This is a genomic window from Streptomyces sp. MGP-BFMKR1, assembly GCF_057766585.1.
Genome location: NZ_CM173408.1, coordinates 6,550,787 through 6,570,697, shown reverse-complemented (window position 1 = coordinate 6,570,697; position 19,911 = coordinate 6,550,787). Strand labels below are relative to the sequence as shown.

The 19,911-nt window shown below is 73.8% G+C and carries 18 protein-coding genes and 1 other RNA gene; 11 read left to right on the top strand and 8 right to left on the bottom strand.

The window, feature by feature from the left end:
• Nucleotides 1-97: 97 nt before the first annotated feature.
• The 4 genes from AC3CHW_RS26305 (at nt 98) to AC3CHW_RS26290 (ending at nt 4,351) form a co-directional block, all read left to right on the top strand.
• A complete protein-coding gene (locus AC3CHW_RS26305) occupies nt 98-1,147 on the top strand; it encodes a heme/hemin ABC transporter substrate-binding protein (RefSeq protein ID WP_488468121.1) in 1,050 nt (349 codons plus the stop codon).
• A 128-nt stretch (nt 1,148-1,275) separates the two neighbouring features.
• On the top strand, nt 1,276-2,400 hold the full coding sequence (locus tag AC3CHW_RS26300) for a FecCD family ABC transporter permease (protein ID WP_398607889.1): 1,125 nt from the start codon (nt 1,276-1,278) through the stop codon (nt 2,398-2,400).
• Nucleotides 2,397-3,272 carry a heme ABC transporter ATP-binding protein gene (locus tag AC3CHW_RS26295; RefSeq protein ID WP_488468120.1) on the top strand — a complete coding sequence of 292 codons (876 nt, stop codon included), beginning with the start codon at nt 2,397-2,399 and terminating at the stop codon, nt 3,270-3,272. The genes AC3CHW_RS26300 and AC3CHW_RS26295 overlap by 4 nt, the downstream gene beginning before the upstream one ends.
• A gap of 104 nt (nt 3,273-3,376) precedes the next feature.
• Nucleotides 3,377-4,351 carry an SCO2278 family lipoprotein gene (locus tag AC3CHW_RS26290; protein ID WP_488468119.1) on the top strand — a complete coding sequence of 325 codons (975 nt, stop codon included), beginning with the start codon at nt 3,377-3,379 and terminating at the stop codon, nt 4,349-4,351.
• Nucleotides 4,352-4,426: 75 nt separating this feature from the next.
• Here AC3CHW_RS26290 and AC3CHW_RS26285 read toward each other — a convergent pair whose 3' ends face one another.
• Both AC3CHW_RS26285 and AC3CHW_RS26280 read right to left on the bottom strand, forming a co-directional pair.
• Nucleotides 4,427-5,140 (bottom strand): bifunctional DNA primase/polymerase, encoded by a 714-nt coding sequence (locus AC3CHW_RS26285; RefSeq protein ID WP_176161330.1) that lies wholly within the window; start codon nt 5,138-5,140, stop codon nt 4,427-4,429.
• 472 nt (nt 5,141-5,612) lie between these two features.
• Nucleotides 5,613-6,272, bottom strand: a complete 660-nt coding sequence (locus tag AC3CHW_RS26280; protein WP_488471171.1) for a TetR/AcrR family transcriptional regulator — start codon at nt 6,270-6,272, stop codon at nt 5,613-5,615.
• A 149-nt stretch (nt 6,273-6,421) separates the two neighbouring features.
• Between AC3CHW_RS26280 and AC3CHW_RS26275 the strand changes: the two genes are divergently transcribed.
• On the top strand, nt 6,422-6,601 hold the full coding sequence (locus AC3CHW_RS26275) for a DUF6243 family protein (RefSeq protein WP_398607893.1): 180 nt from the start codon (nt 6,422-6,424) through the stop codon (nt 6,599-6,601).
• 484 nt (nt 6,602-7,085) lie between these two features.
• Complete coding sequence (ddaH, locus tag AC3CHW_RS26270; RefSeq protein ID WP_387589206.1) at nt 7,086-7,910, top strand: dimethylargininase; 825 nt, start codon at nt 7,086-7,088, stop codon at nt 7,908-7,910.
• 223 nt (nt 7,911-8,133) lie between these two features.
• Here ddaH and AC3CHW_RS26265 read toward each other — a convergent pair whose 3' ends face one another.
• The 5 genes from AC3CHW_RS26265 to AC3CHW_RS26245 form a co-directional block, all read right to left on the bottom strand.
• Nucleotides 8,134-9,306: a small ribosomal subunit Rsm22 family protein gene (locus tag AC3CHW_RS26265; RefSeq protein ID WP_488468118.1), complete on the bottom strand. Its 1,173-nt coding sequence runs from the start codon at nt 9,304-9,306 to the stop codon at nt 8,134-8,136.
• A 10-nt stretch (nt 9,307-9,316) separates the two neighbouring features.
• Entirely contained in the window at nt 9,317-10,561 is a 1,245-nt protein-coding gene (locus AC3CHW_RS26260; protein WP_488468117.1) for a serine hydrolase domain-containing protein, read from the bottom strand.
• Complete coding sequence (locus AC3CHW_RS26255; protein WP_398607896.1) at nt 10,483-12,039, bottom strand: Bcr/CflA family multidrug efflux MFS transporter; 1,557 nt, start codon at nt 12,037-12,039, stop codon at nt 10,483-10,485. Before AC3CHW_RS26255 ends, AC3CHW_RS26260 begins: the two co-directional genes overlap by 79 nt.
• 262 nt (nt 12,040-12,301) lie before the next feature.
• Nucleotides 12,302-12,490 carry a DUF2795 domain-containing protein gene (locus AC3CHW_RS26250; protein WP_381164717.1) on the bottom strand — a complete coding sequence of 63 codons (189 nt, stop codon included), beginning with the start codon at nt 12,488-12,490 and terminating at the stop codon, nt 12,302-12,304.
• Nucleotides 12,491-12,605: 115 nt separating this feature from the next.
• Nucleotides 12,606-14,246: an alkaline phosphatase D family protein gene (locus AC3CHW_RS26245; protein ID WP_488468116.1), complete on the bottom strand. Its 1,641-nt coding sequence runs from the start codon at nt 14,244-14,246 to the stop codon at nt 12,606-12,608.
• A gap of 305 nt (nt 14,247-14,551) precedes the next feature.
• Between AC3CHW_RS26245 and AC3CHW_RS26240 the strand changes: the two genes are divergently transcribed.
• The 5 genes from AC3CHW_RS26240 to AC3CHW_RS26220 all read left to right on the top strand — a co-directional run bounded on the left by AC3CHW_RS26240 (nt 14,552) and on the right by AC3CHW_RS26220 (nt 19,223).
• Nucleotides 14,552-15,484 (top strand): PhzF family phenazine biosynthesis protein, encoded by a 933-nt coding sequence (locus AC3CHW_RS26240; protein WP_488468115.1) that lies wholly within the window; start codon nt 14,552-14,554, stop codon nt 15,482-15,484.
• A 197-nt stretch (nt 15,485-15,681) separates the two neighbouring features.
• Entirely contained in the window at nt 15,682-16,443 is a 762-nt protein-coding gene (locus AC3CHW_RS26235) for an SDR family NAD(P)-dependent oxidoreductase (protein ID WP_187063009.1), read from the top strand.
• Nucleotides 16,444-16,581: 138 nt separating this feature from the next.
• Nucleotides 16,582-17,190, top strand: a complete 609-nt coding sequence (locus AC3CHW_RS26230; protein ID WP_488468114.1) for a hypothetical protein — start codon at nt 16,582-16,584, stop codon at nt 17,188-17,190.
• Nucleotides 17,191-17,426: 236 nt separating this feature from the next.
• Complete coding sequence (locus tag AC3CHW_RS26225) at nt 17,427-17,876, top strand: cupin domain-containing protein (RefSeq protein WP_398607900.1); 450 nt, start codon at nt 17,427-17,429, stop codon at nt 17,874-17,876.
• Nucleotides 17,877-18,068: 192 nt separating this feature from the next.
• Complete coding sequence (locus tag AC3CHW_RS26220) at nt 18,069-19,223, top strand: Fic family protein (protein WP_488468113.1); 1,155 nt, start codon at nt 18,069-18,071, stop codon at nt 19,221-19,223.
• Nucleotides 19,224-19,304: 81 nt separating this feature from the next.
• Here AC3CHW_RS26220 and rnpB read toward each other — a convergent pair.
• An RNA gene (rnpB, locus tag AC3CHW_RS26215) (RNase P RNA component class A) lies at nt 19,305-19,731 on the bottom strand.
• Nucleotides 19,732-19,911 lie beyond the last annotated feature (180 nt).

Here is a 19,911-nt window from a genome sequence, read left to right as displayed (position 1 = left end):
CGATGCAGGTAAGGCTAACCTAAGCTACAGCTCGGCCTGGTCGGAACCCCGGGGCCGGCGACCCCCGTGGACGGCAGGACGACAGAGAGGCGAAAACGTGCAGCAACGGCAGTCGGCGAGGCCACCCGCCCGCGTTCCACGCATCGTCACCGCCCTCGCCGCCACCCTCGCGCTCGCGCTCGGGCTCGCCGGCTGCGGCGGGTCCGACGGCGGTTCGGGCGGCGGGAAGAACGGGGGCGAGGGCGCCTCCGCGACACAAGCGGAAGCACTGGAACCGCTCGCGAGCAAGCCGAGCCCGCGCCTCCCGGCCACCGTCAGTTCGGCCGACGGCCACCGCACCACCGTGACCAGCGCCGACCGGATCGTGCCGCTGACCGGCTCGCTCTCGGAGATCGTGTTCACCCTCGGGCTCGGCGACCGGGTCGTCGGGCGGGACGTCACCGCCGACTTCGCTCAGGCCAGGAAGTTGCCGGTGGTCACCCGCGCGCACGACGTGTCGGCCGAGAACGTGCTCTCCCTGAAACCGACCGTCGTCCTGGCCGACACCAGCACCGGACCGGCCGAGGCCATCGACCAGATCCGCGACGCGGGCGTACCGCTGATCGTCCTCGCCCCGGCGAAGGAACTCGCCGACGTCGGCACCCGCATCGACGCGGTCGCCGCGGCGCTCGGCGTGCCGGACGCGGGTCGGGAGTTGCGCGAGCGCACCGAGCGCCGGATCGACGCCGTCCGCGCCGACATCAGGCGCCCGGCCGACGGCAAGCGCCCACGGGTGGCGTTCCTGTACCTGCGCGGCTCGGCCGCGGTCTACCTGCTCGGCGGGCGCGACTCGGGCGCCGGCTCGCTGCTTGAGGCGGCCGGCGCGCGGGACGCCGGCAAGGAGTCCGGCCTGAAGAAGGACTTCACGCCGATCACCAGCGAGGCCCTGGCCAAGGCCGCGCCGGACGCCATCCTCGTGATGTCCAAGGGACTTGACTCGGTCGGCGGCGTGGACGGCCTGCTCAAGCTGCCCGGCGTCGCCGAGACGCCGGCCGGCATGGACCGCCGCGTCGTCTCCATCGAGGACGGCAAGCTGCTCAACTACGGGCCGCGCACCGACCAGGTGCTGCGCTCGCTCGTGGACCAGTTGTACGAGGACGCGCCGTGACGCTCTCCACCGGGCCGTCCCAGCCCCCGCACGCCCCACGGTCCCCGGGAGCGGCCACGTCCCCGGAAGACCGGAAGTCCGCCCCGCCCCCCGGGACTTCGGAAGCCGTGGCGGCTTCGGAGGCCGTGATGGCTTCGGAGGCCGTGGTGGCTTCAGAGCCTCTGAAGGAATCGCCGGCCGAGTCCGCCGCCGCGCAGCCGCCGAGCCCCACGGTGGCCGGGCGGCGCCGCGCGCGGGCCGCGGCGCTGACCGGGGGGCTGGTCGTCGCGCTGGTCACGCTGTGCCTGGTGGCCGCGGGCACCGGCGCGTACGACATCCCCATCGGCGACGTCGCGCGCTCGGCGCTGCACCGGGTGGGGCTCGGCGGGGCGCCGCTGGACCGGGTCGGCGAGAGCGTGCTGTGGAACGTGCGGCTGCCGCGCGTCGTGCTCGCCCTGCTGGTCGGGGCGTCGCTGGGGTGCGCGGGGGCGCTGATGCAGGGCGGGTTCGGCAATCCGCTGGCCGAGCCCGGGGTGATCGGCATCTCGGCGGGCGCCGCGGTGGGCGCGGTGGGCGCCATCGCGCTCGGCCTCACCTTCCTCGGCGACTGGACCGTGACCGCCTGCGCGTTCGGCTCCGGACTGCTGACCGTGCTGGTCGTGTACGCGCTCTCGCGGTCGGACGGCAAGACCGAGGTGGTGACGCTGATCCTGACCGGCATCGCGGTCAACGCCTTCGCCGGAGCGCTGATCGGCCTGTTCATCTTCTTCGCCGACAACGCCCAGATCACCCAGATCACCTTCTGGCAGCTCGGCAGCCTCTCCCAGGCCACCTGGCCCAAGGTGCTCGCGGTGCTGCCGTGCGCCGTGGCCGGCCTGGTCCTCGCGCCGGTGTACGCGCGCCAACTGGACCTGCTCGCCCTCGGCGAGCGCCCGGCCCGGCACCTGGGCGTGGACGTGGAACGGCTGCGGGTCGCCGTCGTGGTGCTGGTCGCGCTGCTGACGGCCGCCGCGGTCGCGGTCGCGGGCATCATCACCTTCGTCGGCCTGCTCGTACCGCACCTGCTACGCATGGCCGCGGGCCCGGGCCACCGGTTCCTGGTGCCGGGCAGCGCGCTGGGCGGGGCCGTCGTGCTGGTCGCGGCCGACCTCGCGGCGCGCACCGTCGCGCAACCCGCCGAACTGCCGCTCGGCGTGCTCACCGCGCTGTTCGGCAGCCCGTTCTTCTTCTGGCTGTTGCGCAGGACCCGTCGCAAGCAAGGAGGTTGGGCATGAGCGTGCGCTCCCTGACGGGCCGGCTGACCGGCCGCGCCCGGCGGCTGCCGGGCCGCCCCGCGCCGGGCGAGGCGGCGGCCGAGGTGGCCGACCTGCGGGTCCTCCTCGGCGGCCGGACGGTGCTGGACGACGTGTCGTTGCGGGTCACCGCGGGCGAGGTGCTGGCGCTGGTCGGGCCGAACGGGGCGGGCAAGTCCACGCTGCTGTCCGCGCTCGCCGCCGACCTGACCCCGGCCGCGGGCACCGTACGCGTCGACGGGCGCCCCGTGGCCGACTGGAGCCCGGGCGAGTTGGCGCTGCGCCGGTCCGTGCTGCCCCAGTCCGCCGCGCTGTCCTTCCCGTTCACGGTGGAGGAGGTGGTACGGATGGGCCGCGCCCCGTGGACGGGCACGCCGGCGGAGGACGAGGACGATCCGGCGGTGGCGGCGGCCATGGTCACCACGGAGGTGGCCGCGTTCGCCGACCGCCCCTTCGGCGCGCTCTCCGGCGGCGAGCGCGCCCGTACCGCGCTGGCCAGGGTTTTGGCCCAGCGCACGGCCCTGCTGCTGCTCGACGAGCCGACGGCCGCGCTGGACCTGCGGCACCAGGAGTTGGTGCTGCGGGTGTGCCGGGAGCGGGCCGCGGCGGGGGACGCCGTCGTCGTGGTCCTGCACGACCTGGGGTTGGCCGCGGCGTACGCGGACCGCACCGCCGTGCTGCACGGCGGGCGGATCGCGGCCGACGGGCCGCCGGACGAGGTGTTCGGCGAGGAACTGCTGTCGGCCGTCTACCGGCAGCCGGTCGAGGTGCTGCCGCACCCGCGGACCGGGGTGCCGCTGGTGGTGCCCCGCCGCGACGGCCGGGGCACCGAGGCGCCCGCCCGGCTCGGCTGACGGGCCGGTCCCCGGGGCCTGGCCCGGGCCCGCCCCGTATAGGGTTGCGCCGTTCGTGGCGTCCTCGGTGCAGAGCGAGGCGCACCCGAAGGAGCAGGAGCACCATGATGGAGAGGTTGCCCCGCCTGCGGTTGACGGCGCTGACCACCGCGGCGCTGCTGACGCTGACCGGCTGCATGACGGTGCACGGTGAGCGGGAGGTGATCCCGGCGGTGAGCCAGGAAGAGGCCCCGAAGGTCCTCCGCCACTTCACCGACACGTACAACAAGGCGTGGCGCGCGGCCGATCCGAAGCTGATCGCCCAGGCCGAGACGGGGCCGCTGCTCGCGATCGGCAAGGCGGACCTGACGGCCGAACGGGCGGAGCACCCGGACGGCAACCCGCAGGTGGGCGCGCTGGAACTCAAGAACGCCCGCTTCACCATCCCCAAGCAGGCGGGTTGGCCCAAGTTCTTCGTCGCCGACGCGGACAGCAACCGAGGCACCGACCGCTGGATGCTGATGTTCACCCGGGGCGGGCCCGACGAGCCGTGGCGGGCCGCCTACCTGTCGCTGCTCAGCGAGGACGAGGTGCCCGACTTCGCCCTGGACGCCGACGGCTTCGCCAAGCCGGTGCCCACCGGCGCCGACTCGGGGCTCGCGGTACGCCCGGACCGGCTCAGCTCCTCGTACGTGAACTACCTGATGACGGGCGAGGGCACGGAGTTCGCGGACGGGCCGGCCACCTCCGGGCTGCGGGCGGAGCGCCAGAAGCACGTGCGCACGCCGAAGTACTGGACCGAGTACATCGACACCCCCGCGCACGGCGGCGACTTCGCCCCGGTAGGGCTGCGCACCAAGGACGGCGGAGGCGTGGTCTTCTTCGCCTCGTACCACCGCCAGAAGCAGACCGCCGCCAAGGGCTTCCGACCCACCCCGCCCAAGCGCGTGGAGGCGGTCATGACCGGCGAGGTCCGCAAGGCGATCACGTTGACCCGGGTCTTCGAGTCCTCCGTGCGCGTCCCGGCCAAGGGCGCGGCGGAGCGCGAGGTGGTCTTCCTCAACCGGCTTGAGGGCGTCACGGCCGCCAAGGGCGAGTAGCGCCGCGGGGGCGACGCGCACCCGGGCCGGTGGGACTGGTGGGGCCGGTGGTCAGGGCCGGCGGTCGGCGCGGGCTCAGTGGCCGATCGGCCAGGCCGCCGTCTCGTGGTCCGCGTCGTCGCTCGCGTACAGCGCGCACGCGTCGGTGAGCGTCTCCAGCAGGCTGAGCGGGTCGGGCAGCGGACGCTCGGGGCCGAGGAGCCAGGCCACGTGCCCGTCGCCCGGCAGTCGGGCCGGCGGCACCAGCACGTAGCTGCCGCGGCAGTGCCAGCGCAGCCCGGGGTGCTCGTCCATGGTCTCGGGGTGGCAGTCCAGCTCGCAGGGCCACCACTCGTCCTCGTCGTCCGGGGTGCCTCGGGTGGCGGTGAAGAACAGCATCCGGTCGGGGCCGCACGTGGCGACCGGGCCGACCTCGACGCCCGCGGCGCCGAGCCGCTCCAGGGCGTGCCGACCGGCGTCGACCGGCACGTCGAGCACGTCGTGGGCGATGCCGGTCGCGGTGATGAAGTTGGCCTCCGGCTGGGTCCGCAGCCAGTGCGTGACGCGCTCCACGTCGGTGGTCGCCTGGGTCTGCCAGGCGAACGAGAGGGGATGTCGGGCCGGCGTGGGACAGCCGACGCGCTCGCAGGAACACCGGTAGCCGGCGGGGTGCGCGGCGGGGGCGAGCGGGAGCCCGGCGCTCGCCGCGGCCAGCAGCAGATCCTCACGCGTGCCCCCGGCACTCGCGGCCGGGTCCGAGCCGCCCCGGGGTCGGCGCAGCCACTGGGAGAACCTGCTTTTGCGTTCCATCTATCCCCTCGCTTCGCCGCTGTCCTGAGATCAATGCTGCCACCATCCTGCGCCCCAGGTGACCGCGGTGCGGAGCCGGGGCGGCAGAGACTATCCCGGTGCCCGGTGCGGAGAGCGGGCAAATCCCGATTTTTAGCCCTAGCGTTTTGCTTATGATCACTCGGGGCGTTGTGCTGGCCGTCCGTACGCCATCCCTGAGCGTTCCGCCGCCGTGGGACGGGCCAGCTCCGCACGCACCGGCGGCGCCCGCCGCCGGCGGGAGGCGGCGGGCGCACGCGACGGACCGGGCCGTCTCGGACCATCCCTGACCGGGCTGCTTCGCACCAGTTCGGACCGGACCGGTTCAGCTCTCGGACCGGACCGGTTCAGTTCGAACCGTTCGGGCCGGAACTCGGATCGGAGTGCGGACGAGGAAGGCGGCCGGCGGGCCGCGCGGGGAGTCCGGGCCTGGAGTCCGGGCTAGAAGTCCGGGCTAGGAGTCCGTCGGACCCGGGGTGGCGACGGGGGCGGGCGCGGGGGCAGGCGCGGAGGCGGGCGGCGTGGCGATGCCGCCCAGCACCTGGTCCACGATGGCGTCCGCGTACGCGTGGCTCATCGGCAGGGTCCGCAGCGACCAGCGGTGGAAGATCGGGCCGACGAGCATCTCGACGGCGACCCGCAGATCGGCGTCGGGAGCGATCTGGCCGGCCTGCTGCGCGGCGCGCAGCCGGCCGGTCCAGGCGGCGAGTTGCGGTTCGAGTACCCGGGCGTTGACCTCCGCGCCGAGTTCGGGGTCGCTCTGGCTCTCGGCGATCAGCGCGCGGGTGGGCAGCGCGTACTTGGGGTCGTCCATGGTGTCCACGGTGGCGCGCAGCACGTCCTTCGCGTCGGCGACGATGTCGCCCGTGTCGGGCAGCGTGATCTCCGCCCCGGCCCCGCCGCTCTGTTCGAGGAAGGAGTCGAAGAGCACGGCGGCCTTCGAGGGCCACCAGCGGTAGATCGTCTGCTTGCCGACCCCGGCGCGGGCGGCGATGGCCTCGATGGTGAGCTTGCCGAAGCCGACCTCGCCGACGAGTTCGAGGGCGGCGTCCAGGATCGCGCGGCGCGAGCGCTCGCTGCGGCGACTTGAGTCGGGGGCCGTCTTACGGGCCATGTTCTGGGTCATGGGGGCAATCTACCAATCGCGAGGCGAGACGTATCGTCTTGACAAGACGATACGTCTCGCGCAGACTCGACGACATGCGAGACGCCTCGTCTCGTTCATCTCGTACCTCACCACCTCGCACCCCAAAGGGAGACCCCATGAGCAAGGGACGTTCCGGAAGCATGCTCGGCGTCGGCGGCACCCGCGCCAACCTCTCCCGCTCCGCCCTGCGCGGCGGGCGCGGGCGACGCGGCGCGCAGGGCGACCTCGACCCGATGGCGCAGAAGCGGGAGTTGCTGCGCAAGCTCCAGGAGAAGAACCGGGCCACGGACGCGTGACCCGCGGGCCGCCGGCGCGGCCACGCGCCGCCGCCGGCCCCGCGGTGCCGGGCTGCCGGCACGGCGCCACTCCCCCGGCTCCGACACCAGCACCAGCACCAGCACCAGCACCAACCGCGACACCTCGTACGCACCGCACCGGACACGGGCCCGTAGCCACCATCGGCTGCGGGCCCGTGGCGCGTCGCGGGCCGCTCGCGCCCGGTCGTCGGCGCCGCTGAGCGCGCCCGCCGCGCCCGGCTCGGCCGGGTACGGTGAGTGTGCTCTGCGTACGCCGGCGCACTCGGTCGTCGGTGGCCGCCTCACGACCGCCCGCGCGCGAAGGTTGCGTACGGTGTGATACCGGTGCATAGCGGCTGCTCAAGGGGTCAGCCCGGGCTAGCAGCAAATGGCCCGTTCGGTCCATGTACCGCGGTCCATAAGGATGGACGATTTTGGTGCGCACGCGATCCGTGCGTAGCCACCCCACCGGGAGGAGCCCTCTTTGCGTACGTCTGAGCGCCGCGCGACTCCGCGCCGCTACCTGATGTGCCCACCCACGCACTTCAAGGTCTCGTACTCCATCAACCCCTGGATGGACCCGAACAAGCCCGTGGACCTCGCGCTCGCCCGCACGCAGTGGGAGGTGCTGCGCGACCGGTACCGCGCGCTCGGGCACACCGTCGAGGAGCTGAGCCCCGATCCCGCGCTGCCCGACATGGTGTTCGCGGCCAACGGCGCGCTCGTGGTCGAGGGGCGGGTGCTCGGCGCCCGCTTCGCCCACCCGGAGCGCACGGCGGAGGCCGCGGCGCACGCGGCCTGGTTCCGCGCGCACGGCTACACCGACGTCTACGAGCCGGAGCACATCAACGAGGGCGAGGGCGACTTCGCCGTCACCGCGACCCTGCTGCTCGCCGGGCGCGGCTTCCGCAGCAGCCCACTCTCCCACCCCGAGGCCCAGGAGTTCTTCGGGCGCCCGGTCATCGGCCTCGACCTCGTGGACCCCCGCTACTACCACCTGGACACGGCGCTGGCCGTGCTCGACGACTCCACCGACGCCGACATCATGTACTACCCGGGCGCCTTCTCCGCCGGCAGTCAGGCCGTGCTCGCCCGGCTGTTCCCGGACGCGCTGCTCGCCAGCGAGGCGGACGCGGCGGCGTTCGGCCTCAACGCCGTCAGCGACGGGCGCCACGTGCTGCTCCCGCAGGAGGCGGTGGGCCTGTTCGAGCCGCTGCGCGAGCGCGGCTACGAGCCGATCGGGCTCGACCTCGGCGAACTCCTCAAGGGCGGCGGCAGCGTCAAGTGCTGCACCCAGGAGCTGCGGTAGCGGCCCACCGGTCCGCGCCGCCCGGCCACCGGTCCGGCGCACCCCCAGCGGGCCCTCTCCCGCTGATCCCCACCCTCACCACCATCCGCCGGCCCCACTGATCCCGCTGGCCCCGCTGGCCTGGCGCGCGGGCGCGCCCTCGCGTACCCGCGTCAGGCCCGCCTGACGACCGGCCCGCCGCGACACCGCACCGCGCGCGGTGGGTCGGACCAGCACCCGTGGGTCAGGCTTCCCCCGACCCCGACCGCGATTCCGCTCCCGACCCCGACCCCGGCTCGGCCCCTGACTCCGGCTCCGGCTCCGGCTCCGGCTCCGGCTCGCGCGCCGGCGGCCAGCCGTCGCCCCACGCCACGTCGCGGGCGGCCCGGTAGAGCGCCCCGCGACGCTTGGTGACCACTTCCCGGCGCAGCTCGCCGTCCGCCGCGCACAGGTCCAACAGCACCTGCCCCTTGCGGATCTGCGGGTGCCGCACCACCCGGTGCTCCGGCGCCCGCCCGGCCACGTCCGGCCGCGCCGCCACCACGTAGCTGAACTTCTCGTCCTCGTACGCCAGCGAGCCGCCCTTGACCTGGCGGTGCAGCGACGAGCGGCTGACCCGGGCCGCGAAGTGGCACCAGTCGCTGCCCGGGGCGATCGGGCAGGCGTCACCGTGCGGGCACGGCGCGAGCACCCGCAGCCCCGCCGCGACGAGTCGCTCCCGGGCCCGCAGCACCCGCAGGTACCCCTCCGGCGTGCCCGGCTCGACCACCGCGACGGCGCGCCCGCTCTCCGCCACCGCGCCGATCACGGTCTCCCGGTCGGCCTCGGTCAGCTCGCCGAGCACGTACGAGACCGTGATCAGGTCGGCCGGCTCGGGCAGCGTGAAGCCGGCGCCGATGGGGCGGCGCTCCCACCGCACGGCGCGCAGCGCGGCGGACCCGGAGTCCGCGGCCAGTTCGCGGCCGAGGGCGAGTGCGGGCTCGGCCCAGTCGTAGACGGTGCCGGCCCGCCGCTCGTCGGCCCAGGTCGCGGCCGTGGCCCAGGTCGCGGCGCCGGTGCCGCCGCCGATGTCCAGGTGGCTGGCGGGCACCCAGTGCGGGGCGGCGGCGCGCAGCGCCCCGAGGGCGTGCCGGACCGCCTCGAAGGTGGCGGGCATCCGGTACGCGGCGTACGCGGCCACGTCGGAGCGGTCGCGCAGGACCGGCGCGCCGGTCGGGGTGCGCCCCCGGTAGGTGGCGATGAGCCGCTCGACGGCCTGGGCGGCCTGCTTGGGCGGCAGCCCGTCGAGGAGGGTGGCGAGCGCTATGCGCAGGCTCTCGCCGGTGACGGGGCCGTCGGCGGCGTCACCGACGCTGTCGGCGGGGCTGTCGGCGGGGCCAGCGAGGGGGGCGCGGGCGGCGGGGCGGGGGGCGTGCATCCGGTGGAGTTTAGTCCGTGCGCCCGGTCGCCCGCCGCGCGCCGAGCGCGCGAGCCAGGCGGGTGGCGGCGGCGGCGCGCGGCCCGTTGTCGGCCGGCCGGCGCCGCGGGTGCACGGTATTGGCCAGCAGCACCAGGTAGCCGCCGGTGGCCCGGTCGAGCACCAGGCTGGTGCCCGTGAACCCGGTGTGCCCGGCCGCGCCGCGCCCGGCCAGCTCCCCCATGAACCAGGGCTGGTCCACCGCGAAGCCGAGCCCCGGCGGCGCGAGCAGCGCGGCCACGGACTCGGGCGACAGGATGCGCGTACCCCGGTGGACGCCGCCGGCCAGCAGGGCCTGGCACAGGATCCCCAGGTCCCCGGCCGGCGCGAAGAGGCCCGCGTGCCCGGCCACGCCGCCGAGCGCGTACGCGTTCTCGTCGTGCACGACGCCGCGCACCGGACCCCGGTCGAGCTTGCCCCACGGCGCGCGCTGGTCCTCGGTCGCGGCGATGGTCGGCCACCAGGTGGCGGGCGGGACGAAGCGGGTGCGGCGCATGCCGAGCGGCCCGGTGACCATCTCGCGGACCAGCGCGTCCAGCGGGCGCCCCGTGGCCCGCTCCAGGACCCGCTGAAGCAGCAGCATGTTGAGGTCCGAGTAGCGGTACGGGCCGCCCGGCGCGGTCAGCGGCGCCTCGCGGGCCACCGCGGCCCACCGGGCGGCGGCCGGGTCGTCGGCGGGGCCCGCGGGCAGCGCGTACAGCGGCAGCTCGGGTCGCAGCCCCGAGGTGTGCGTGAGGAGCTGGCGCACGGTGATGCCGTGCGCCGCGGCGGCGGTCAGCTCCGGGGCGTACGCGGCGGCCGACCGCTCCAGGCAGACGGCGCCCCGCTCGGCCGCGCCGACCGCCACCAGGGCCGTGCACAGCTTGGTCAGCGAGGCGAGGTCGAAGACGGTGTCGGCGCGCATCGGCACCCGCTCCCCCACCGGCAGCTCGACGCCCCGGTCGGTCGCCTCGTCGTACGCCGCGTACCGCACCGCCCAGCCGAACGCCTCGTGGACCAGCGTGCGGTCGCCCTGCCCGGCGAGCACCACGACGCCCGCGCACCAGGGCCGCTCGCCCGCCGGCAGCGCGGCCACCTCGCGCACCAGCGCCGTGAGCTGGCCCCGGTCCAAGGTCGCGGCCCGTGCGGGCCGGCTGGTCAGCTCCGGGCCTGGCCGCCCGGTGCCGGGGGCGGCTGGACCCGCACCGTCTCGTTGTCGCTCGTCGCGCGCTGCCATGGGCGGCACAGTCCCATGAAAGCGGCGGCGGCGGCGAACGTGCAGCCGACCTGGACCACCGTCATCGGCACCGCCGTGTCCTCGCCCGCGATGCCCACCAGCGGCGAGGCGATGGCGCCGACCAGGAACGAGGTGGTGCCGAGCAGCGCCGAGGCGGAGCCCGCGGCGTGCGGGGTGCGCATCAGGGCCTGCGCGTTGGTGTTGGGCATCACCAACCCCATCGCGGACATCAGCACGAACAGTCCGGTGGCCATCGGCACCAGGCCGACCTCGCCGAAGACGCCACAGGCCATGAGCAGCAGCGCCACCGAGGCCACCATGATCACCGCGATGCCGACGGACAGGGCCTTGTCGAGGCTGACCCGGCCGACGAGCACCTTGCCGTTGAGCTGGCCGACCGCGACCAGGCCGATCGAGTTGAGGCCGAACAGCAGGCTGAAGGTCTGCGGCGAGGCCCCGTAGATCTCCTGGATGACGAAGGCGGAGCCGGAGACGTACGCGAAGAGCGCGGCGAAGGCGAAGCTGCCGGCCAGCGTGTAGCCGGTGAAGACGCGGTCGGCGAGCAGCCCGCGCATGGTGCGCATCGTCTCCGGGAGGCCGCCGGTGTGCCGCCGCTCGGGCGGCAGCGTCTCGTCGAGGCGGCGCCAGACCACCACGGTGAGCAGGACGCCGATGACGGTGAGGACGACGAAGACCCCGCGCCAGTCGGTGAGCCGCAGCACCTGGCCGCCGATCACCGGCGCGATGATCGGCGCGACGCCCGAGATCAACATCAGGGTGGAGAAGAAGCGGGCCATCTCGACCCCGTCGTACAGGTCGCGCACGACCGCCCGGGCGATCACGATGCCCGCCGCGCCAGCCAGCCCCTGGAGCAGCCGGAAGGCGATGAGCAGTTCGGCATTGGGGGCGAACGCGCAGATGGCGGTGGCGATCACGTAGATCACCATGCCGATGAGCAGCGGCCGGCGGCGGCCCCAGCGGTCGCTCATGGGGCCGACGACGAGTTGGCCGAGGGCCATGCCCGCCAGGCAGGCGGTCAGCGTGAGCTGCACGGTGGCGGCCGGGCTGTGCAGGGCGTCGGTGACCTCGGGCAGCGCCGGGAGGTACATGTCCATCGACAGCGGCGGCAGCGCGGTGAGGCCACCGAGGATGAGGGTGACCAGCAGGCCGGTGCGGCGCTGCGCGACCAGGTGCGGCGCGGCGGACTCGGCACCGGCGGACGTGCCGCCGGTGGCCTTGTCCGCCGCCTTGGCCGCCGCGGCCTTGGCGTCCGCGACCCCGCCGTGCGGGCCGGACGAGCGCTGGCCGGGCAGGGTGGGGGTGGCGGGGTCCGGGCGCGCCGGCCGCCCGGGTATGACGGGGTCGGCGGTGGCGGCCGGGGCGTCGGCGACGCCGGCGGGGGCGTCGGGAACGGTGACGGGAGTGGAGGTCGGGGTGTCGGTGGTGGGCTCGGCCGCGCGGGGGCCGGGGTCCGTCATGCGTGACTCCATAGTCGTTTGATGGCCTAACCATGTTGTCACGAGGACGCCGCCGGCCTCGCCGAATTCGCCGCTTCCGCACGTGATTCCCGGCTCAGCCGGGCCGGCCGCACGTCGCGCGACCCGCCGCGCCGCCGACACGGGACGGGCCCGCGGCGGGGCGGGAGCGCCGGGAGCGCGAGCGGGTGCCGGTGTCGCCTCGTGCGGCGACACCGGCACCCGCTCTGCCCGGCCGGGGTCGGCTGGGATCAGCCGGGGTCGGTTACTGCTGACTCACTTCCTTGTTGATGGCGGCGGGCGAGTCGTACTCCTTCTCCGGAAGCGACTTCAGGGCGCCCATGACGTCCTTGCCCGCCCCGTGCTCCTTCGCCTGGTCGACGATCTCGCGCTTGGAGGCGGGGTAGTGCACCCCGCCCAGGCACTTCTGCATTTCGATGGGGTTCACGTCCATACCTCCAGCACAGTGGCAGGCCGGCGGCACGGCCAACGGGCATCCGCCAAACGGGTGAGCCGGTCGCGGGGGCACGGGGGCGGGCCCCGCGGCCTGGGTCAGCTCGACCGGCCGGTCAGACCTGGTGCAGGCCCGGGTTGCCGGCCTCGGTGGCGTAGGAGGCCACGGTCTGGATCGGGGCCCCCGGCCTGGTGATGTAGGGCACCGTCTTGTAGTCGGCGCGGGCCTGCTCGCCGTCGAGCGTGAGGGCCACGTAGCCGCGCTTGCCGTTGTAGAACTTCAGGTGCGGGTTGGCCTTCATGTACCGGTCCCAGTTGTCCGGCTTCTCCACGCCGTCCTTGCCGCTGGCGACCGACGTGGTGACGAACTCGACGCCCACGGTGCGCGAGTCGGGCTTGGCGAAGTCGCGCTTGATGTCGAACGCGTAGTGCACGTGCACGTCGCCGGTGAGGACCACCAGGTTGTCCACGCCCGCGGACTCGGCGCCGGCGAGCACCCGCTCGCGGGAGGCCGGGTAGCCGTCCCAGGAGTCCATGCTCAGCTTGTAGCCCGGCTTGTCGGTGCTGCGCCGCTCGGCGAAGGTGACCTGCTGCGGGACCACGTTCCACACCGCGTTCGAGCGCCGCCAGCCGTCGATCAGCCAGCGCTCCTGCTCGGCGCCGGTGATCGTGCGCGACGAGTCGGTGGACTCGGGGCCCGGGACCTGCCAGCCGTCGCCGTACGCCTGGTCGGAGCGGTACTGGCGGGTGTCCAGGATGTCGAACTGCGCCAGGCGTCCGTACTGGAGTCGCCGGTAGAGCCGCATGTCGGGACCGTCGGGGCGCTGCGGGGCGCGCAGCGGCTGGTTCTCCCAGTACGCGCGGTACGCGGCGGCCCGGCGGATCAGGAACTCGGCCGGCGGCACGTCGTTCTCGGGGGTGTCGTCCGCGTAGTTGTTCTCCGTCTCGTGGTCGTCCCAGGTGACGATGAACGGGTGCGCGGCGTGCGCGGCCTTGAGGTCCGGGTCGGTCTTGTAGAGGGCGTACCGCAGCCGGTAGTCCTCCAGCTTCACGGTCTCCCGGTTGAAGACCTCCGGCAGCGTGCGGTCGGTGTAGTTGCGGGCGCCGCCGACCGAGTTCACCGCGTACTCGTAGAGGTAGTCGCCGAGGTGGAAGACGGCGTCGAGGTCCTCGTCGGCCAGGTGCCGGTAGGCCGTGAAGTAGCCGTCGTGGTACGCCTGGCAGGAGACGAGGCCGAAGCTCAGGTCGGAGACGCGGGCCTGGGCGGCGGGCGCGGTGCGGGTGCGGCCGACCTCGCTGATCCACTTCCCGGTCCGGAAGCGGAAGTAGTACGTGCGGCCCGGCTCGAGCCCGACCGGCTCGACGTGCACGGTGTGGTTGAACTCGGCGTACGCGCTGGCCGTGCCGCGCCGCACGACCCGGCGGAACCGCTCGTCGTGCGCCACCTCCCAACGCACCTGGACCTTCTTGCGCGGCAGGCCGCCGCCGACCTCGAACGGGCGCGGGGCGAGCCGCGTCCACAGCACCACCGAGTCGGAGCGCGGGTCGCCGGAGGCGACGCCGAGGGTGAACGGGTTGTCCGCGATGCGCGCGGCATCGTAGGTGCTCGACGCGGCCTGCGCGGTGCCGGGCAGGTTGGTGGCGAAGGCGAGCGCGGCGGCGGCACCGGTGACCGTCAGGAACCGCCGGCGACCGAGGTGCGCCGCCGCGGCCCGTATCTCCCGCTCCACCTGGTCGTCATACGATGAGTGCGTCATCTGCCCCTCCTGGGCTCGTGTGGGTCGCAGGCGATTGGAGCGGTGACGGACGGCCGCACGCTGACCCGTGTACGACCCACACATGTCGGGTGCGTGAGTTCCCTTCCCGTAACGGGCGTTTGTGGCATTCCGTGACGGCTGGCCGCCGTCACAGGGGTGCGCGGGGGTGTCCTGGACGCGCGGGGGTCCGCCGCCCGGGGGCGCGGGGTGTGCGGGACACGCGCCGTCCAGCCGGAGCGCACGGGCGGGCGATGCCCCCGGGGCGACCCCGGAATACGTCGCTGACCTGGCCAGTTGGTGGGAACATGACGACGCGACACGATCCCGAACCCCACCTCGCCGAGACGGCACCGGCACCGGCCGACCGACCCGAGGTGCTGCGCTACACGGCCTTCTCCCGCGATCCGCTGGGCGGCAACCCGGCCGGGGTCATGCTGGACGCGACCGGCCTGACCGACGCGGAGCAGCTCGCCATCGCGGCCGAACTCGGCTATTCGGAGACGGCGTTCCTCACCGCGCCGCCGCCGGGACTCGGCGGGGAGCCGGGCCGCGCGTACACGGTGCGCTTCTTCAGCCCGCTGGCCGAGGTCCCGTTCTGCGGCCACGCGACGGTGGCCACCGCGGTGGCGCTCGCGGACCGGATCGGCCCGGGCGACCTGCTGTTCGCCACCCGGGCCGGCACCGTCCCGGTGGCGGTGACCGAGCGGGACGGCGTCGCGTACGCCACGCTCACCAGCGTCGAGCCGAAGGTCTCCGAGGTCGCCGCCGCCGACCTCGCCGAGGCGCTGGCGGCGCTCGGCTGGGCCGCGGCCGACCTCGACCCGCGACTGCCCGCGCGCATCGCGTACGCGGGCGCGCGCCACCTGGTCATCGGCGCGGCGACCCGGGAGCGGCTGGCCGACCTCGACTACGACTTCGACCGGCTCGCCACCTTCATGCGCGCCCACGACCTGACCACCCTGCAACTGGCGTGGGCGGCGCCCGGCGGCACGAAGCGGTCGGCCACCTTCCACGTGCGCGACCCGTTCCCGGTCGGCGGGGTGGTCGAAGACCCGGCGACCGGCGCGGCGGCGGCGGCCTTCGGCGCCTACACCCGCGCCCTCGGCATCACCACGGCGCCGGCCACGCTCACCCTCCACCAGGGCGAGGACCTCGGCCGGCCGGGCCTCCTCGAGGTCCACATCGCCGCCGGCGACCCGCGGATCGCGGTGACGGGGGCGGCCACGCGCATCCCCTGACTCCGCGTCGGGGCAACGCCGGTGCCGGGCGGCGGTCGCCGCCCGGCACCGCGCTCACCGTCGCCCGCGACCGGCCCCGATCTGCCTGTCCGTTTACCGCCAGCACGCCACGACACCGCGGGCGAAGCTTTCCTCATCGCCGAATTCGCCGAACGAATTCGGAAGCCAGCACCGTATTGAGGAAAGGAATATCCGTCATGTCAACGCGACTGGAATCCAAGGTCATCGTGGTCACCGGCGGCACCTCGGGAATGGGCAGGGCGGTGGCCGAGCGGATCGCCTCCGAGGGCGCGTCGGTCGTGCTCGCGGCGCGCCGCAAGGACGTCGGTGACGAGGTGGTGGCGGGCATCCGGGCCAACGGCGGCAACGCCCTCTTCGTACCGACCGACGTCACCGTGGAATCCGACATGGCCCACCTGGTGGAAACGGCGGTACGGGAATTCGGGCGGCTGGACGGCGCGTTCAACAACGCCGGTGGCGTCAATTCCTTCGGCCCGCTCCAGGAAACGGCGACCGAACGGTGGTCAGCCGAGTTGGAACACAACCTGACGAGCGTCTTCTTCAGCCTCAAGCACCAGCTCCCGGCGATCGTGGCGGCCGGCGGCGGCTCCGTCGTCGTCAACGCCTCCAACCTCGGCGTCGTCGGCATGCCGGGCGTCGCCCCGTACGTGGCGGCCAAGCACGGCGTCGTCGGCCTGGCCCGGGCGGCGGCGCTGGAGAACGCCGAACAGGCCGTACGGGTCAACGCGTTGATCACCGGCGGCGTCGACACCCCGCTGTTCCGCGGCACGATGGGCACCACCCCGGAGGCCGTGGCCCAGATCGCGGCCCTGCACCCGCTGGGCCGGATCTCACAGCCCGAGGAGATCGCCGCGTTCGCCGCGTTCCTGCTCAGCGACGAGGCCAGCTTCGTGACCGGCGCCGCGCTGGCCATCGACGGCGGATTCACGGCCCGCTGACCGACCCCGGCCGGAAACCCGCGAGCCCGCGCGGGGCGGCGAAGGATTTCGCAGTTTGCCACCCCGCCGGGCCGGGCCCGCGCGCGAGATGCCGGGCTTTCCGCCCCGATCAACAGCTCACAGCGGCATCATGGCTCCATGACCCCACCCGGTCCCGCCCAGCGGCTCGCTGACCACATTCAACGCCTCCTGGGCGAGGGGCCCTTCACCCCGCCCGGCGGATGGGCCCACATGGGCGCCGTCATCTGCGACGTCAGCTTCCAGGCCCGCTGCCGGTACGAGGCGACGCTCCGGCCGCGACTGCTCCGACTCCAGGCCGACTGGCCGGACGCGGCGACGGTCCAGGGCTTCCAGCGGCGGCTCGCCGTCGAGGACCTCGCCGTGGCCATGAGCTTCAACTCGCCCCGGAAGGTCGCGACGGCCCACGCCGTCACCGACCTGCTGGCCACCCACGGCGTCGACACCCGCGACGACCTCCGCGCCTGGCTCGACGACCAGACCCACCGCGCCCTGCTGCGCACGGTGCGCGGGGTGGGCGCGAAAAGCATCGACTACGTCGGCAACCTCGTCGGCCGTTCCCAGGTCGCCGTCGACGTACACCTACGCGCCTTCGCCACCCAGGCCGGCGTGTCCGACCTGCGCTACGAGCAGCTACGCGGCGCGTACGAGGAAGCCGCCGCCCTCCTCGGACACGACCAGTCCGGGCTCGAACACGCCGTCTGGCGGTACCAGTCAGTCGCCGCATAGCGAGCAGACGACCAGCCCCCGCCGCACGACGCGCCCCGAGCTCGCGACTGACGTCCGGACGCGGCGGCGGGGCTTCCGCAGACCGCCGTCTCCCCGGGCCGAGCGTCCCGACGCGACACCCATCCGCTCCGCGCCAGCGCACCCGCGTTGCCGGAACAGCAACGATAATTGCTCGTCCGGGGAAGGGAGTCGCAGCCTGGTGCCAGCCGAGACGACCACACCCGAGAGGCCGCACCATGACGACTCCACACGACGCCGCCCCCGCGACCCCCTCCGAGGCGGACACCCCGCTCAACGATCGCGTCCACCGCGTCGGAAGCGGCGAACTGGACGGCTACGCCGCCATCAGCGGCGGCACGGTCGGCTCGAAGCGGCTCTGGATGGGCCTGGTCGAGAACCCGCCGCTCAGCTCGACGGACAACCACCACCACGGCGACTCCGAGGCGGGCGTCTACGTGGTCAGCGGCCACCCGGTGTTCGTCTACCACGACGGCACCCGGGAGGTACGCCTGGAGGGCCACCCCGGCGACTTCTTCCTCGTGCCGCCGTTCGTACCGCACCGCGAGGAGAACCCCGACCCGAACGAGCCCGCGGTCGTCGTCATCGCCCGGACCACGCAGGAACCGATCAAGGTCTCGGTGCCGGAGCTGTACCGGCTGGAAGCGGCGAACACTCCGCCGCGCTGACCGACCCGGCCGGCACCTCTGCCTACCGAAGCGGCCCCTGATCGGCGCATGCGCTGATCAGGGGCCGCTTCGGCGACGGACGAGTCGGCCATATACGCCGGGTTCTGTCTCCCCGTGGCCTTGCGGCGCGCGGGGGAGGCGGCCATCCACGGCCCGGTCGCCGGAATGACACCCTGTGGGCATCATTCCACCGTGCTGTACGCGACCCCCCGCCTCACCGCCTCCGACCAACACGTCCTGGGCGAGATCGCCACGATGCGTCGCGACCTGCGCCACGCCGTCCAGCAAGCGCCCACCAAGTGGACCCTCGACCTTCGGCGCCATCTGACCGCATCGGCCATTGCCGCTTCCAACACCATCGAGGGTTACGAGGTCGACGCCCGGGACGTGGCCGACCTCATGGATGACGCTCAGGAGAAGGTGGATGTCACCGAGGCGAACCGCGCGGAGACGGTCGCCTGTCAGCAGGCGATGACCTACATCCAGTCGCTGCACGGCGCTCCCGATTTCGCGTACAGCAAGGGCCTGCTCAACGCCCTGCACTGGATGTTGCAGGGGCACCACCACCCTCACAAGCTCGCCGGGCAGTGGCGGCGGGGGCCGATCTACATCACCGCGGCTGGTGATCCGCACGCGACGGAGTACGAGGGACCGCACGAGGACGATGTGCCTGGCCTGATGGGTGAGTTGGTCGACTGGCTCAACACGGGCGACCTGGACGCCGACCCGCTGGTCCGCGCCGCGATGGCGCACTTCAACCTCGTCAAGATCCACCCGTGGGCTGACGGCAACGGCCGCATGTCCCGCTCCCTGCAAACCCTCCTGATCTCCCGAGAAGGTGTCCTCGCGCCTGAGTTCTCCTCCATCGAGGCGTGGCTGGGCATGCCCGGCCACACATGGGACTACTACAAGGTGCTGCGCGAGGTCGGTGGGCCCGTCTACAGCCCGAAGCGGGACACCGCTGCGTGGATGCGCTTCAATCTGCGCGCCTATCACGAGCAGACCCAGAGCGTGCAGCACCGCGTCAACCGATCCAACGGGTGCTGGCTCCAGCTCGACGAGCAGCGGGACGCCCTCGACGTTTCCGAGCGCCAGGTCACCGCTCTGCACGAAGTCGCGATGGTGGGACGTGTGCGTCGTTCGCGGTACGAGAAGGCGGAAGGGATCAGCGAGCAGCAGGCGCAGCGGGACATGCAACATCTGATGCGTCGGGAGTTGCTGACGCCCGTGGGCAACACGAAGGGCCGCTTCTACGTTCCGGGCGCTCGTTACCCGCAGGAGGTTCTGGCCACCGCTGCCGCCCGGCACACCATCCGCGACCCGTATGACGGTGCCGCCTCACCGTAACCCCTTGACCAGGGCCTCGGCTGGGAAAACTGCTGGCCAGGGGCCCGTGTACGGCCCCGCCCCTGGTGGGGCGGGGGGCGACGGACGAGTCGGCCATATACGCCGGGTTCTGTCTCCCCGTGGCCTTACGGCGCGCGGGGGAGGCGGCCATCCATCTAGGACTGCCGTTGCCGACAGCCTCGTGCGGTCTACCCGCGAACTCGGGCGGGCAGCCCTCAGGCGTTCGCGCAGAACCGCCAGTCGGCGGTTCCTCTTGACCTTGCTCCGGGTGGGGTTTACCTAGCCGTCCGAGTCACCTCGGACGCTGGTGGTCTCTTACACCACCGTTTCACCCTTACCGAGCGCCTGACGGCCCTCGGCGGTCTGTTTTCTGTGGCACTGTCCCGCGGGTCACCCCGGGTGGGCGTTACCCACCACCCTGCCGTGTGGAGCCCGGACGTTCCTCGGCGGGCAGCCTCCGCACTCCGAGGAATGTGGTACCGCCCGACGCGACCGCCCAGCCGACTCGTCCGTCGTGCGCACCATGCTACCCGCCGGTCGGCGCGCGGTCGGCGCCGGAGGCAGGGGAGTCCGGAGGAGGCGTAGGCGGGCGGGGACACCGGCGGTACCGGGGGCGGACGCGTGGGGTCGCCCAGGCGTCTCGGCCCCGTGGCCGGGCGCCGGGGCGTGGGGTGTCCGGGGGTGGGCG